At 44.8% G+C, this 15,566-nt stretch carries 11 protein-coding genes; 2 read left to right on the top strand and 9 right to left on the bottom strand.

Annotated features, from left to right (window positions below):
• Positions 1–38 precede the first annotated feature (38 nt).
• From GQA99_RS09840 to GQA99_RS09825, 4 genes are all read right to left on the bottom strand, one after another.
• Positions 39–3,323 (bottom strand): S41 family peptidase, encoded by a 3,285-nt coding sequence (locus GQA99_RS09840; protein WP_160053715.1) that lies wholly within the window; start codon positions 3,321–3,323, stop codon positions 39–41.
• A gap of 159 nt (positions 3,324–3,482) precedes the next feature.
• Entirely contained in the window at positions 3,483–4,334 is an 852-nt protein-coding gene (locus GQA99_RS09835) for a hypothetical protein (RefSeq protein WP_160053714.1), read from the bottom strand.
• Positions 4,334–4,879 carry a sigma-70 family RNA polymerase sigma factor gene (locus GQA99_RS09830; RefSeq protein ID WP_229785855.1) on the bottom strand — a complete coding sequence of 182 codons (546 nt, stop codon included), beginning with the start codon at positions 4,877–4,879 and terminating at the stop codon, positions 4,334–4,336. Before GQA99_RS09830 ends, GQA99_RS09835 begins: the two co-directional genes overlap by 1 nt.
• A 91-nt stretch (positions 4,880–4,970) precedes the next feature.
• Entirely contained in the window at positions 4,971–6,797 is a 1,827-nt protein-coding gene (locus GQA99_RS09825) for a vWA domain-containing protein (RefSeq protein WP_160053712.1), read from the bottom strand.
• A 296-nt stretch (positions 6,798–7,093) separates the two neighbouring features.
• On the opposite strand from GQA99_RS09825, the gene purE reads away from it, so the two are divergent.
• Positions 7,094–7,585: a 5-(carboxyamino)imidazole ribonucleotide mutase gene (purE, locus tag GQA99_RS09820; RefSeq protein WP_160053711.1), complete on the top strand. Its 492-nt coding sequence runs from the start codon at positions 7,094–7,096 to the stop codon at positions 7,583–7,585.
• A complete protein-coding gene (purK, locus tag GQA99_RS09815; protein ID WP_160053710.1) occupies positions 7,585–8,667 on the top strand; it encodes a 5-(carboxyamino)imidazole ribonucleotide synthase in 1,083 nt (360 codons plus the stop codon). The genes purE and purK overlap by 1 nt, the downstream gene beginning before the upstream one ends.
• Before the next feature lie 90 nt (positions 8,668–8,757).
• On the opposite strand, the gene GQA99_RS09810 is transcribed toward purK, so the two are convergent.
• The 5 genes from GQA99_RS09810 to GQA99_RS09790 form a co-directional block, all read right to left on the bottom strand.
• Positions 8,758–9,360: a transglycosylase SLT domain-containing protein gene (locus GQA99_RS09810; protein ID WP_160053709.1), complete on the bottom strand. Its 603-nt coding sequence runs from the start codon at positions 9,358–9,360 to the stop codon at positions 8,758–8,760.
• 120 nt (positions 9,361–9,480) lie between these two features.
• On the bottom strand, positions 9,481–9,927 hold the full coding sequence (locus GQA99_RS09805; protein ID WP_170293526.1) for a hypothetical protein: 447 nt from the start codon (positions 9,925–9,927) through the stop codon (positions 9,481–9,483).
• A 2-nt stretch (positions 9,928–9,929) separates the two neighbouring features.
• Complete coding sequence (gene gshA, locus GQA99_RS09800; protein ID WP_160053708.1) at positions 9,930–11,555, bottom strand: glutamate--cysteine ligase; 1,626 nt, start codon at positions 11,553–11,555, stop codon at positions 9,930–9,932.
• A gap of 610 nt (positions 11,556–12,165) precedes the next feature.
• Positions 12,166–15,021 carry a M16 family metallopeptidase gene (locus GQA99_RS09795; RefSeq protein WP_373291419.1) on the bottom strand — a complete coding sequence of 952 codons (2,856 nt, stop codon included), beginning with the start codon at positions 15,019–15,021 and terminating at the stop codon, positions 12,166–12,168.
• An 85-nt stretch (positions 15,022–15,106) separates the two neighbouring features.
• Positions 15,107–15,526, bottom strand: a complete 420-nt coding sequence (locus GQA99_RS09790) for a YqaA family protein (protein WP_160053706.1) — start codon at positions 15,524–15,526, stop codon at positions 15,107–15,109.
• Between the last annotated feature and the right edge of the window lie 40 nt (positions 15,527–15,566).

Here is a 15,566-nt window from a genome sequence, read left to right as displayed (position 1 = left end):
TTTACAGCCTTTGCTTGTAAGCATGGCTAACACTAAACCTATTTGGTTTTTATATCGTCAGCTTTTCCTGCTTTTGGCATAGGTAACCCTTGTAACGGCGCAATAGGTTGTTGTACCAACTCATCTTTTAAGTAACTTATTGCCGCCTCAAGCTGCGCATCGTTACCACTAAATGTCGCGTAAGGGAGGTTATCAACTTCAATGTCTGGCTCAACGCCGTGGCCTTCAACAATCCAGCGACCATCGATTGCATACTGTGGGTATTCAGCAACACGTGCCATGCCATTGTCGGTGACAGAGTTTCGTCCCGATAGCCACACTCCTGCACCGGCAGTTTGCTTACCAATAATGGGCGCAATATTAAGCGCACGAATACCGGCTGAGAAGGTTTCGCCGTCTGAGTAAGTCATCTGATCGGCCAATACCACTAAATGCCCCCTGAACGTTTGCTGCATGTTGGCATGGGTACTGCCATGGGTTGGTTGCCAAAATGCCCATGCACGGCGAAGCAGTTTTTCAATAATCCAGCTGTCGATGTTACCGCCACGATTACGGCGCACATCGATAATTAACCCATCCTTGTCGTAGTTGGTATAAAACTCGCGGGCAAAGCTTTCAACATCACCCGAGCCCATGGCATACAGATGTAAGTAACCAATATTGCCTTTAGAGGCTTTGGCCACTTTGGCGCCGTTGTGCTCTACCCAATCTAGATAACGCAACTTGGCATCTGCCGCGCTATCATGTGGGGTGACCACGGTATTAATCGAGTTTTTACCACGTTGTAGCCCTAATAAAACCTGTTTATTGCCTTGATTACGCAGCAGCTGGGTGACATCGGCAACGGTGTCGACATTTTTACCATTAATCGCGCGGATCACGTCGCCCTCTTGGGCATCAACTTCAATACGTGCAAGTGGTGAACCAGACAAAGGCAATTCACTGTCGGTTTGATAAATATGGCTAATCACCACGCCGTTATCGGTTTGCGTTAACCTTGCACCTAATGCTGCGGCTTTGGCTGCATCTTTGTCTTGCGCAATGTCACCACCACGCACTTGTGAGTGCAGTGAGTTCAATTCACCCATCATTTGCATAAAGATGTCATTAAGCTCGTTACGGTCGGTCAGTCTGTCTACTAATGGCTGGTACTTGGCTTTAGCAGCTTGCCAGTCTACGCCGCGCATTTTAGAGTCAAAAAACGAGTCGCGATGCATAAGCCAGGCATCTTCAAAAATCTGTTGCCACTCTTGTTGTGGCGAAATGCTTAACTGCCATTGATCGGTGCTGACTTTAGCGTTTGACACGTCAGTCGGTAACTTATCGCCCGCATCGACAATCATGATGCTTTTAGGATCTGATTTTTTGCGCAGCATGAGTTTACTGCCATCTTTTGCCAACGCATATTGGCCCACATCGTCACTAAAGGTGTCAACTTTTGGCTGTTGTGCATCAAACTTTACCAGCTTTAACTCGCTTTTATCCTGGCTACCGTCCAATAAATACAGCTTATCTTTAGTGGCGGTTAAACTATTGTAGTTACCGGCATCGACTGGCACTTGCCATAAACGCTGATTTAATCCGTCCCAGTCAACTTTGGTTTTCGCTGGACTGTCTTGATCGGTTTTATCAGCTTTTTTCGCACCGTTGTTAACGGTTAGCTCAGTGGGTTTGGCAAACGGAAACGCCGCTTTAGCATCTAACGCTAAGGCAAATATTTGAGTGCGTTTGTCAAAAATAGGCCCCATATTACGGTCGCCCCAGGGCGAGCCAGGATTGGCTTTAAACTCGCGGTTAGACAAGAAATAAAGCCATTTGCCGTCATGGCTAAAACTAGGCGAAAACGACTCGTATTTGTCTGTGGTTAAGGTTTGTGATTTTGATTCGTTAATGGAATACAACACAATTTGCGGCCGCTGTTTGCCGATTTCTGATTTAGTTAACGCAATAAATTGGCTGTCGCCAGACCATTTTATGTCTTGATAAGGGCCTAAGCCTTCACCATTTTCGATAATTTTTTGATTGTTGTTGCGAGTTAAATCCAGTAACCACACATTGCCCATGTAATCGTCGTGCACTAAATAGCGGCCATTAGGTGATAACGATAAGCTGGTGCGCAGGGTGTTGCCATTTGTAGTCAGTTGTTTTGCCCCAGCGGAGCCGTCTGCTGGGTATTGCCAAATTTCTTGTTCGCCAGAGGCATCGCTAATGCCATATACCCATTTACCGTCATCACTTAATAATGCATCGCGCACGCGACTGTTTGCCGGTGAGTCTATTTGCACCAAGCGGCGCCCGTCGTTACTGGCAATGGCGACATGGCTGCGCGCGGTAATCACCACATTGTCGCCTTGATGTGCAAACACGGTCGAGGTGGCGTAATCCATTGGGTCATTAACCCATTGTTCACGGCGGTGGGCAAAGTCACTGGTGAGTTCGATATCAAGCGTGGTTTCGGCCATGTCTGCTAAATTGAGCAGCTTAATATCTGCGCCTTGCTGAAATACAATCCGGCCATTATCGAGTTGGGCATCTCGCACTTGCCATTGGGTATATTGGGTATGTTGTTTAATGTCTTTACCATCCACACTCATTGACCAAATATTGTCGTTACCCGATTGGTCGCTGACAAAATACACTCGTTGTTGCCATACCATCGGCTGTTTGACAGAGCCTTCATGAGCTGCGGTTAACTTTTGGGCTTCTTGTTTGCTGCCAATTTTATAACGCCAAATGTCACCTTTGGCGCCGCCGCGATATACTTTGGCATTGTCGCCACTCACCTGTAAACCAAACTGAGTAAAGTAGACATACTCACCTTTATCATCGATGGCACCTTCTACAGCATCGGCTAATGGCAAATCGGTTAACGTTAGGGTTTGTGGATTAACGGTTTTAAGTACCCAAAAGTTAGCCGGGCCAAAAGCGTTGTCGGTGGAATACAACACCTCACCAGCGGCGGTCCACCCTTGCAGACGCACTCGGCTGTTTTCAAAGCTCACGCGTTTAGCCACGCCACCTGCAATTGGCATTACATACACTTCGGTTGCGCCTTCGTAATTGGCGGTATAAGCCACCCATTTACCGTCTTTAGAAATCGTGGCATCAAGCTCTTCAGCGGTGAGGCTAGTTAAGCGGCTGGCTTTGGTTTGATTAAGCTGCGTGGTCCACAAGTCGCCTTCTGCGGTAAAAACTAGCGTTTGATCATGCAGAGCGGGGGCGCGGTAATAGCCTTGATTAGAGGCATTGGCGAAGATCATTGATGAGCAGGCTAATGTGCCTAAAGCCAACATGCAATGTGTTACAGAGCGGCGAAGTTTCATGGTGAGGTATTTCCTTTACTCGGTCTAAGGCCTTTTAACGATGTTTTCACGTTATCAGAGTTATGTCATTTTTTGCAGTACAAAAATGTAACTAAAAACGGCTAAGCAATCATTGCTTAGCCGTGGGTATTTTCTAACCTTCAGATTCTGATATTTTGCTTATTGCGAAGTCAATTGCAGTACGATTTTATGGTATTGCTCATAAAGTGGATGCGATGGGTCTGATAGCTCAGGGAAGCGTTGATCTATGGTGATCATATAACGCTCTGCCTCGATAAGTTTATTGTCGGCCATTAATACGGTTAAACGTTCCAAGGCAACATCGGCAGTATCTAACTCAATGTCCCCTTTTAGTGAACCATTAAATGATTGTTTCACTTGTTGTACCTCTTTGGCATGGCGACTAGATTGCAGTTGCAGGGCTTTCTTTTGTGCTTGTGGATTGACGTTAGCTGGCGCAGCACTAATTTCCGCAGACGATTTGTCTGCCATTTGAGATGCTACAGATCCGGTAATATTAGCGGCTTCAGTGCTCTCATTACTGCTTTCTTCATTGACCGATTGACGATTAACACTTTGGGTATCCATTGGTTCAGAACTCATCGATAATTCCTGTACGGCAATCGATTCTGCTGCGGTGTTATCTTCAATCAGTGACTCAGAGACTTGAGGAGCATCTGCTTTCGATTTAAGCGGCTTAAATGATGCCGACGGTTCAGGTAAATGTTGATCTAAGTCTGTGCCAAACTGCTTTTGTAAACTTGGATTTAAGATAAATAACCCCGCCAACAACAATACCGAGGCTGCGCTTGAAAACACCCATGCATTGCGTTGCCAGATTGATTTTTTAACTGAACTGGTAGCTTTAGTTACATTAGCACCTGAACGCGCTTTGGCTAATATGGCTTCATCTAGTTCTGCTGAGGGTTGCTCTAATGGCTGTTGATGATAAGCATCTTTAATTTCGGTTTGTAATGCAGTGAACGCTGCATCATCTTGTTGCTGACTCATCAGATTGTCTCCTGCAATTGATTCGCAATACATTGCTTAATACTTTGATAAGCATAACGAATACGGCTTTTAGTGGCTTCTAGGGTAACGTTAGCGATGTCGCTGATCATCGCGGCCGTCATGCCCATTTCGATATTGAGTAAAAATGCTTCTTTTTGCACAGCGGGTAACTTGGCTATGCACCCTTTTATCATGTTGGCCTGTTGCTGTTGCTCAACTTGTGGCTCGGGCGAAGTTTGATCATCAGCTTGCAGGCTGTCCATGGTTTTGTCTTCGCCAAGTGGGGTGACCTTATCGAGGGGCTTAACCGCCCGCACATGGTCAATCAGTAAATTGTGGGCAATTTTATACAGCCAGGTCGTAAATTTAGCGCTGACTTGATATTGCGACGAGGCATGAATGACTTTGCCCCAGGTGTCTTGATACAAATCCTCAGCCAATTGTTGGTCACGTAATTGACGAACAAAATAACGGTATAAAGGGCCTTTGTGTTTACGATATAGCGCGTCAAATGCACTGATGTTTCCAGCCTGGTAGTCGAGCATGAGCTGCTCGTCACTACCGACTTGAGGCACTAAAATGTCATCCTTAGGCAGCGCATCTTTTGACTGTATGAGTGTTGGCACCATTTTATCCTTAATGTGGGTTAACCCGCTTAGCAACCTGACTTAGCGGCATCGCCTCTGCTGACTGCATAGACAATACCTTGGCCGTTTTTAATAGCTGTACAAATTCATGACGATAACCAAAACTGTCCTGGCCCATTGCCGATTCGGCAAGTGCAATTAACTTAGCATAATCAGTATCGTGGACATAATTATTATGGTTAAGTAATTGACCAAAACCGGCCACTGCAGCAGCAAAACGAAGATCATCACTGGCTTGGTGTAAATGTCTCAATTGCTGCTGTTGGGTAATGGGGTAAGTTAATAATTGACTGGCTTGGCCGCCAATGGCTTTGTAACGCAATTTTAAAAAAGCCACTTCATCACTTACCGCCCTTGCCTTGTCATCGGTCGTTGTTGATGCACGATAACGTAGTGGATCGACCAAGTTGTTTTGGCTGTCGTTATAACGTAATTCGTATAGCGCAGTGACGCTATGACCTGCGCCAATCTCACCTGCATCAACAGCATCGTTGTTAAAATCGCTGCGGTTTAATAAGCGGTTTTCGTAGCCAATTAAGCGGTATTCTGATACCACAGCAGGGTTAAACTCTATTTGCACTTTGACGTCATGTGCAATGGTTAACAAGGTGGCACTGAGCTGATCAACCAACACTTTACGCGCTTCATTTAAGGTATCAATGTAGGCATATTGACCATTGGCTTTATTCGACAATTGCTCCAATAAATGGTCGTTATAACCACCATTACCAGACCCTAAACCAAAACCTAATGTCGATAACCCAATCCCGTTTTTACTGTGTTTTGCCACATAATCCACCAGCTGCTGATGGTCGGTCATGCCGAGGTTAAAGTCGCCATCGGTGGCTAAAATAACGCGATTAGTGCCGTTTTCAATAAAATGCTTCTGGGCTAATTGATACGCGAGTTGTATCCCTTGGCTGCCATTGGTGCCACCTTGAGCAGTTAACTGATTCAGCGCATGGCTGATTGCCGTAAAGTCATTACCGGCAACGCCATCTAACACCACACCACTGGCACCGGCGTAAACCACAATCGAGACTTTATCTTGTGCCGACAATTGCTGGCTAAGCATTAATAGTGCTTGTTTTAATAATGGCAGTTTATCGTTTGATGACATTGATCCAGATACATCTAGCAACAACACCAGGTTACTGGCACCGAGTTGGTCAGCGGCAATATCATAGCCTTTAATACCAATGCGTAATAATTGCGTGTCTTGATTGTAAGGCGATGGCGCCAACTCTGTAGTGACATTAAAGGGCACGTCGGCGTCGGTTGGCGCGGGATAATCGTAGCTAAAGTAGTTAATCAGCTCCTCGACTCGTACGCTGTCTTTAGCGGGTAATAGGCCTTGATTAATTAGTCTGCGAGTAGTGCTGTAACTTCCAGTATCGACATCGATTGAAAACGTTGAAACTGGCGTTTCAGCCGCCACTATATTGCCGTTTTGCACCATTGCAGCAAATTTATCATTATTGATAGGCGCAGAGCTTAAGTGACGATTATCGCTGTGCATTGGCATGACGTTGGCCATCACTTTCGCTTCACTCAATTGCTGGCGCTGTTTAACAAGTCGATGAGCTTGTTCCTGTGCAGAAATCATCATTTCAGCTTGCTGTGGTTTTAGCTGATAATCGTTCACTGTTAGGTCTTTTTTAGCGGCTATGGGTTCAGGGGTACTCGTAGTGGGGTGACTCGGAGTTTGCTGGTGCTGAGCGGAATCGTTTGACTCTTTTGCGCAGCCGCCCATAACAATGCCGCTGATTAATAGTGCCAACATACTTCGGTTAAATATGTGCTGATAATCAATCATAAAGGTGCCCTTTTCATTATTCGTCCGTTGTGTCGTTACTGACTATTAACGAGTTCAAATTTAAAAAGGGTTATTTGAAGGCCATTTTTATTGCGGCTTAAACATCACAAAACAGTTTTCGTATTTAGAAACTGAGTGTTAGCCTCAAGAAACACTGAAGTGCAGCCAATCGCGCACGGCTTATGCTATTATCTAGCCCCTTTTTTATCGCCTTAATATTGAGGTTAATCACTTAGGTTATTTACCCAGTGAATTAACAAAATATACCAATAGAATAAGTACGTTAAGGAGTTAACATGCAAGCCCTAGTTGCTGTTGTGATGGGTTCGAAAAGTGATTGGCCGACAATGGAAGCCGCCGCAGAAATAATGGATAAGCTTAAAGTGCCTTATCATGTTGAAGTTGTTTCAGCTCACCGAACACCAGACAAGCTAATGGAATTTGCAAGTTCTGCTGCAGATAAAGGCTATAAAGTCATTATTGGTGGCGCAGGCGGAGCAGCCCATTTACCAGGTATGATCGCCTCTAAAACTCGTTTACCTGTATTAGGTGTGCCAGTGCAAAGTAAGGCGTTATCAGGCATGGACAGCTTATTGTCTATTGTTCAAATGCCAAAAGGGATTGCTGTTGGCACTTTAGCCATTGGTACTGCCGGCGCATTTAACGCAGGCCTACTTGCCAGCCAGATTTTAGCCATTACTGACGCCGATTTAGCTGCGCGCTTAGAGGCGTTTCGCGATGAGCAAACTCGCTCTATTCTAGATAATCCCGATCCGAGAGAAGACTAATGACATTGCCAAAAAATCTTTGGGTATTAGGCGATGGTCAATTAGGTGCCATGCTCAGCCATGCAGGCCAACCGCTGGGCATTAATGTCCGTCCCGTTGATATTATGACCCCATCTGATGCGCAATTGCCGCTACTAGCAGACGACATCATTACCGCTGAACGTGAACAATGGCCAGAATCGCAACTGAGTCTGCAATTAAGCCAGCATCCGCATTTTATTAATGGCCCCGTATTTGGCCGTTTAGCAGACCGATTTACGCAAAAAAGTCTGTTAGATGAATTGTCGGTAGCCACTTCACCGTGGCAATTAGTCGATGACAATACCAGTACTGACACTCTACACAATGCTTATGGTGACCGAGTATTGTTAAAGCGCCGCACTGGTGGTTATGACGGTAAAGGTCAGCATTGGTTAAAACAGGCTGAAGCAACCACGATCCCTGATGATTGGCGCAATGAAGCCATTGCCGAGCAAGCGATTAACTTTGACGAAGAAGTGTCGTTAGTCGGCGTGCGCACCCAGGATGGTCGTTGTTTGTTTTACCCATTAACACTCAACCTGCATCAAGACGGCATTTTAATGGCATCAATTGCGCCACTAAGCCGTTTAGCACCGCTACAAGCGGAAGCGGAAACCATGTTAAGCAAGGTTATGAATGGCCTTGATTATGTGGGTGTGATGGCGATGGAGTGTTTTAGAGTCGGTGAGCACTTAATGGTTAATGAGCTTGCACCTAGAGTGCATAACTCAGGCCATTGGACCCAGGCAGGCTGCCATATCAATCAGTTTGAACTGCATTTACGCGCACTGTGTAATTTGCCAATGCATCAGCCGCAGGTGAATTTTCAATGTGTGATGGTGAACTTAATCGGTGTCGATAAAGACGATCGTTGGTTAAGCCTGCCAAATGCTGAACTGTTTTGGTACAACAAAGAAGTGCGAGTCGGCCGCAAGGTGGGTCACTTAAACTTGTCTGTGCACAATAAAGCCATGTTAGATGACAGCATTAAACAACTTAAAAGCTGGATGCCGCAGCAATATCAGGCTCCTTTAGATTGGATTTTGGCAGAGTTTGCTTAATATATCTGATTAGCAACGAAATCTAATTTACGAAAAAAGGAGCCTAGGCTCCTTTTTTATGACTGCTAATTTCAATAAGTTTAGGGTGATTTACCACCACCAGGATGAGTCTAAATCATCTTTGCATTGACCGTATTGAGCCGCGTAACGTCTGGCGCGTTGGTCGACTTTATTGGCCACTGGGATCAACCATTTTTTCGCTTTGTAAGAGCCGCGTTTATAACCGCCCCAACCTTCGTGATAATTTAAATATTGATTCTTAGCATCCCATTTAGACACGCCATTCACTTTATTGGTTTTATAGATATACCAGCCCATAAAATCCATGGCATCGTCAAAATCACTGCGACTTGACCAACTGTTACCGGTTTCTCTTACGTAGTCGTCCCAGGTCATATTTTTAGCCTGAGCATAACCATAGGCATCACTCGCTCGACCGGTTGGAATGAACCCTAAAAAGTATTCCATTGGCGGCGCGGCATTATGTCTAAAGCCACTTTCTTGATACATCATCGCTAATGGAACATGCACTGGCACACCCCACTTTTCTCGGGTATCAACTGCAGCATCGTACCAGGAGCTGTGTTCTTTAAAGATGGAACAAATGTTGTCTGGTTCTTGTGGAGGTGAGGTGGCACAACCTGAGAGTTGCAGTAATACGACTGAGCTAATAATAGCTAAAAAACGCTTCATAACACCTCTATTTGCACTGAATGAACAGCTCACGCTAGCAAAAATAACACTCAAGTTAAAACCTGAGCCTATGATGATGCTGGTGAGTTTTACATCAATAAACCCTTAATGCAATTCAGGTTAGCGCTTAATTTCACACTCATGTGATTCTGTTTGCCACACAATTGGCTGCCAATAACCCTGGTTTGAACCAATATAAATACGGTCGGTATTAAATTGAGCGGCAATATGGTAGCGTTGATCGGCACTCACATCGACAGTCAATACTTTCACTTTACGCGCCGCTAAAGACACTTTTAACTCTGGTGCGTTAATCAACTCAGCGACGGTAAACTCGTGTTTACCGACAGAAAGTGAATAGTTTGGTCTGGAAATGACTGGCACACCATCAAGATGTGTCACCACAACGCGGTATAACTGAGCGCTGTTATCGGGCGCTAAGTAGCTCGACACAGTGCCACATGCGGCGATGTCATCTGGCGAGGATGCACACCCTTGCAATATGGCTATCGATAAACACATTGCAATAGGTGATGCAAAGCGGCGCCAAGATGACTGACAGTGCATGTTTACTTCGCCTCAAACGTGCCTGTGGGCACGACATCTTTAAAATACTGTTTTAAAAACTCACTAAAGGTATCTTGTGGTTGTTCTTCAATATGTTGCAGCTCAATTAACGATGCTTTGGCTTCGTCTACATAGCCCTTTTCTGTCGCTTCACTTAACGGATAATGGGTTAAAAATTCATGATAGTTTTCGGCAAGTTGCTTCACCCATACACTGTGATCTGTGCCTTTTACGACCACTTCATTGATCACACGGCCCGATAAGGTTTTATCTGGATCGTCAATCGCTTCTGACCATGTGCTCAACGCCGTTTGATAAGCATGGCTATCATCGCCGTCTAGTAATACAGCAAGGGTTGATAGCTCAGCAAATAACTCGTGCATCCATGGATTTAAGCCCATTGCCTGGCCATTACGTTGCAACATTAATCCTGGCTTGCGCCCTTCTAGCACGACCGCTTTTAAGTTAGCCGCGATTTCAGTTTCGCCAACACTATCAGTGTCTTGTGAAGGTGATAATAAACAATGTAATAAAAATAAGTCGAGGAAGCGCACTTGTGTGGCATCAATACCAACGGGGCTAAACGGGTTAACATCTAATGCACGCACTTCGATGTATTCAACCCCCGCACGCGCCAAAGCTTGCGACGGTTTTTCGCCTTTTTTGGTGACACGTTTGGCACGAATTGGCGCATAAAACTCGTTTTCAATTTGCAAAATATTGCTGTTCAGTTGACGGAATTCACCATCAACATTAACCCCAATTTGGGCAAACTTTTTCGATGGCATTTTAATCGCGGCGCCCACACCTTCGAGATATTCTGGCAATGAGTTGTAGCTAATATTTAAGGTGTCTTGTTCTTTGTTGGTGTAACCTAAATCACTCATGCGCAATGAGGTTGCATAAGGTAAATATAAGGTGCCCTTTCCGGTTTTTTCAAATTCAAAGTCGACATCTTGATCTTTAATAAACGAGCTACATAACGCTGGCGATGAACCAAATAAATACGGTAATACCCACACTAACCGGCGGTAGTTACGGATAAGACCAAAATAGGACTCTGAAACAAAATCATCAAAAGTGATACTTTTACTGCAACACGCGCTGCCATTGCCGTTAGCAATTTTGTCATCATACAAACGTTGCCATAAGTCATTGGATACCGAAAAGTTAAAGTGCACACCTGCAATAATTTGCATTAATGCGCCATATCGATGAGTTAAGCCTTTGCGGTATAAGGTTTTCATCTTACCAGTATTGGAAGTGCCATAACGCGCAACAGGAATATTAGCAACGTCTCCGACATAACACGGCATGCTCACTGGCCACAATTTTTGACCATTAAGATTACGGACGCTGTAGGCGTGAGTTTGGGTTAACCCTTCCAGTAAATCATCGATACTTTTACTTACAGGAGTAATAAATTCGAGTAATGCTTCGCTGTAATCTGTGGTGATCCGCGAGTTGGTCAATGCTGAACCAAGCGCTTTTGGATGCTCGTCTTGAGCTAAATGACCTTTTTCATCAATACGCAATGCTTCACGTTCAATACCACGCAACATGCCCAATAATGCCTCTCGGCCTTGAGTGTCGCTTAAGTGTTCGACTTTTTCATTGAAAGACTTCAATTTATTACTCTCTTTTATGGATTCGCATTGCGAGTAAACAGCTAGACCTGATAATAAAGGATATTGTTACTAAATTCGCAAAAAATGTATTTCTACGTGAGCTAGGCACTGCGCTAACTACGCTGAATAAAATAAAAACGGCAACACGTTGCGGTTACCGTTTATACCCAATCAACTTGAAGATCCGTGTTTCAAAGCTTCACCGTGTTTTCAATACTAGGCGCGTTAATGCGGTAATGTAGGTACCTTATAAATTAGCGCAACAACGTAGTGGGAACACGGTGAAACTCCCAAAGGGCAAGTTTTACACGCGTTTATGCTGCGTTATTGATTTTGGAAAGGGAACAACCATTACCTGCAATCAATGCCTTACCTAAACGCGTGTAAATTCTTGCTGAAATCGAGCATCTTCAGGTTGTTTGGGTATATAAGGCCTAAGCCGTTCAATTATTTAATGACCGACAATGAAAAGCTAATACGAACTACGGGTATTAGTTTGGCCAATAACATTAAAAAAAGCCAGCAAGCATCGCCACTGACTTAACAATATGAGGTTAACACTGGCTTGTTTCAAGTGCCAGTGTTAACTCGAAGCGTATCAAGTGTTCAACTACTGGGCAAGTGTTACTGTTTCAACCTGATAACCCAGCGCACGTAAACTCGGCTCAACGCTGGCTTTATCTCCGACAACTAGCATAATCATATCTTCAATATTCAAAAACTTACTCGCAAGTTGGTTTAACTCTTTTACTGAGATATTGTTGACGATTTCATCTTGCTTTTGAGTAAAGTTTTTGTCGAGCTGGTAACGTTGAATCATCCGCAAAAAACCGGCTTTTTGATACGGTGTTTCGTACTCTAGTGCCTGGCTTTGTGCAATCGAGCTGCGCATAAAGTTAAGCTCAGCTTCGGTCATGCCGCTTGCTTGATAAGCGTTAATCTCGTTAACAAACTCCACTAAAGCATTGGCTGTTACGTCACTGCGTACGCTAGCGTAAGCCATAAACTCACCCGAATCTTCGGCGCCGACAAACGTGGTTCTTGCGCCATAGGTGTAGCCTTTGTCTTCACGTAGGTTCAAGTTAATTCGGCTATTAAAAGCACCGCCTAACGGGTAATTCATCAGGTAAGCTTTAAAATAATCACCTGTGGCATCGTAAATTAATGAGGGTTTGCCAATGGTAATCACCGATTGTGCAGCGCCGGGTTTGTCGATGACGTAAATGGTGTTTTTCGGGTGTACAGGCACAGCCGGCAACTTAGCCACCTGAGTAGCATCACCTTGCCATTGTGAAAACATGGATAGTTTAGGCAACAATTGTTGCTGGTTTAAATCTGACACCACGACCATCTGTGCATTACCGGCACGGTATTGCTGCTGATAATACTGCTTTACATCATCTAGAGTAATCGCCGACAAGGACGTTACCGTACCGCTACTGCTCACTCCCATTGGGCTGTTAGTACCGTAAAGTAACTCGTTAAACCCACTACTGGCAATGTAGTTAGGGTCTGATAATTGATGCTGCAAACCTTGTATGGCTTGTTGTTTAACGCGATCAAAGTCTGCCTGTAAAAAGCCTGGGCTAAATAAACGCTCTTCAACTAATGCCAATGTTGCGTCCAGGTTTTCAGTTAAGCTCGATACTTTAATGTAGCTTTGAGAACTGCTCGCGCCAAAGCTAATGGTTGAACCTAGCATGTCTAATGCACCAGCAAGTTCTTCACTGCTGCGTTTATTGCTTGATTCATTTAGCATCGATGCCGTTAAATCGGCCACGCCGGCTTTATCGAGTGTGGCTAAACGATGTCCACCATTAAGATAAATTAATAGCTCTACGGTGGGTGTTTCATTACTTTCGGTGCCCATCACGCTGATGCCATTGTCAAGCTTGGCTTGCCAAAGTTGCGGCACAGTAAGTGACGGCGCGGCTGAAGCTGTTGGCATGTTATTGCGGTCAAAAGATGACTTAGCAATGGCGGTGTCGGTTAAGCCCGTTACCGCGTCTTGCGCTATTGGTAATACTGTCGGCTCAAAGTTATCAGCATGGGCAATTAATTGTGTTTGCCCTTCTGGCACTATGCTCATGACCACCATAGGTTTGTTTTTGATGTAAGTGTTAAACACTCGCATGACATCGGCTTTAGTTACATTGGCATATCGGGCCAAATCAGAGGCAACCATATCAGGCTGACCAAAAAAGGTTTGGTTAGCCGCTAATGTCGACACTTTACCTTGCACGCTTTGCATGCCAAATATGGTGTCGGCTTCAAACTGCACTTTGACTTTTTGTAAGTCATCATCAGTAACGCCACGTTGTTCAAACTCGGCAATGGTCTGGTTAACCTTGGTTTCTATATCAGCAAGGTTTCCACCTTTTGCAGGATTGGCAACCGCATACAATGACATTTGGCATGCTAGTTCCTGACAAGGATGACTCACACCGGCTTGTACGGCAAAACCTTCTTTGACTAAATTTTTATAAATCAGCGAGGTTTTACCGCCGCCTAATATATTGGCCAATAAGTCGAGCGCGGCTTCATCTGGATGCTGGGCATATACAGTTGGAAAACCAATATACAGTAGCGGTAAATGGACTTTATCTTGCATCGAAATATAGCGGGTTTTATCTAATGTTACGGCCGTTTTAGCATCGAGCTTAACTTCTGGCCCACGCGGAATTTCACCAAAGTATTGGTTAATCCAGGCTAAGGTTTGCGCTTCATCAAAGTCGCCGCCAATGGTCAAGGTGGCATTGTTGGGGCCGTACCAGCGTTGGAAGAAGTGTTTAACATCACTTGCGGTAGCGCGGTCTAAATCTTCTGGCCAACCAATAACCGGCCAAGAATAAGGGTGCCCTGCAGGATAAAGCGCTTGATTAAAGCGTTCATTTAAGCGGCCATATGGACGGTTATCAATTCGTTGAGCACGTTCGTTTTTTACGGTTTCACGTTGCACTTCAAACTTTTTGTCGGTTAATGCGGGCAGTAAAAAGCCCATGCGGTCAGACTCTAGCCAGAGCATTTTTTCTAGCTGATTACTCGGTACGGTTTCAAAATAGTTAGTGCGGTCGGTATTAGTGGTACCGTTAAGTGTGCCACCAGACTCGGTGACCACTTTGAAATGCTGCTCGTCTGCGACATGCTCAGAGCCTTGAAACATCATGTGTTCAAATAAATGAGCAAAACCACTGCGACCGGCAAGTTCACGGGCAGAACCTACATGATAAGTGACGTCGACATGCACTAAAGGGTCTGACTTGTCTTGATGTAAAATTACCGTCAGGCCATTAGCCAGTTGGTACTTTTTATAGGGAATACTCACTTGGTTTTCGGCCTGGGTAACGGCTTCAATTAAACTGACGCCTTGAGGCAATGATGATGCTTGTTGCCCATCATATGCACAGCCTGCAAGAGCAGCACTGATGGCACTGGCCAATAACCATTTTTTTAAATGTAGTTTCAAAATCGAGTCCATCCTTTTAGCAAAGCGTCTAACGCACAAGGAACTTGTTGCACTAACCTATTAATTCGAGATTCATTTCATATTGTCATACCGACAGAAAGATGAAAACAATCACACTGTAACGTAATATTTTTCCGACAAATATCAATAATGTTGATGCCACTAGAGGCCACTTTAACCAGCCAGCAAGTAGACATAGCACATCACCCACGAGTGGCAACCAAGATAATAACAACGACCAAATGCCGTAACGTTCAACCCACACCAAGGCGGTTTGATGAGATTTGCTTTGAATGTCTTGCGGATTTTTAGCCATCCGACCAGCGCGGCCTAAACCGTAACTCGTCAACGCGCCCAACGTATTGCCTAACGTCGCCATAAGTAGCAATTCAGGCCACATTGTCGACGTATCATTGAGTAACGCCACCAGCAAGACTTCGGAGCCGCCCGGTAATAAGGTGGCCGCTAAAAAAGCGCCAGAGAACATCATCCATAAACTGGTCATGACTTGTTTTATCGTCTCGCAAAAAGGTTATGAGTTAACG

The sequence above is a fragment of the Shewanella litoralis genome, from assembly GCF_009828585.1.
In the GTDB taxonomy this organism is placed as follows: Bacteria; Pseudomonadota; Gammaproteobacteria; order Enterobacterales; family Shewanellaceae; genus Shewanella; species Shewanella litoralis.
The sequence above is the reverse complement of the archived record's forward strand: the minus strand, read 5'-3'. Positions and strand labels throughout refer to the sequence as shown.

What these genes read in the sequence shown, in the direction of transcription:
- GQA99_RS09840 (WP_160053715.1), bottom strand. Translation starts at nt 3,323, where the DNA reads ATGAAACTTCGCCGCTCTGTAACACATTGCATGTTGGCTTTAGGCACA.
- purK (WP_160053710.1), top strand. Translation starts at nt 7,585, where the DNA reads ATGACATTGCCAAAAAATCTTTGGGTATTAGGCGATGGTCAATTAGGT.
- GQA99_RS09830 (WP_229785855.1), bottom strand. Translation starts at nt 4,879, where the DNA reads ATGCTCGACTACCAGGCTGGAAACATCAGTGCATTTGACGCGCTATAT.
- GQA99_RS09790 (WP_160053706.1), bottom strand. Translation starts at nt 15,526, where the DNA reads ATGACCAGTTTATGGATGATGTTCTCTGGCGCTTTTTTAGCGGCCACC.
- GQA99_RS09810 (WP_160053709.1), bottom strand. Translation starts at nt 9,360, where the DNA reads ATGAAGCGTTTTTTAGCTATTATTAGCTCAGTCGTATTACTGCAACTC.
- GQA99_RS09805 (WP_170293526.1), bottom strand. Translation starts at nt 9,927, where the DNA reads ATGCACTGTCAGTCATCTTGGCGCCGCTTTGCATCACCTATTGCAATG.
- GQA99_RS09835 (WP_160053714.1), bottom strand. Translation starts at nt 4,334, where the DNA reads ATGAGTCAGCAACAAGATGATGCAGCGTTCACTGCATTACAAACCGAA.
- GQA99_RS09825 (WP_160053712.1), bottom strand. Translation starts at nt 6,797, where the DNA reads ATGATTGATTATCAGCACATATTTAACCGAAGTATGTTGGCACTATTA.
- purE (WP_160053711.1), top strand. Translation starts at nt 7,094, where the DNA reads ATGCAAGCCCTAGTTGCTGTTGTGATGGGTTCGAAAAGTGATTGGCCG.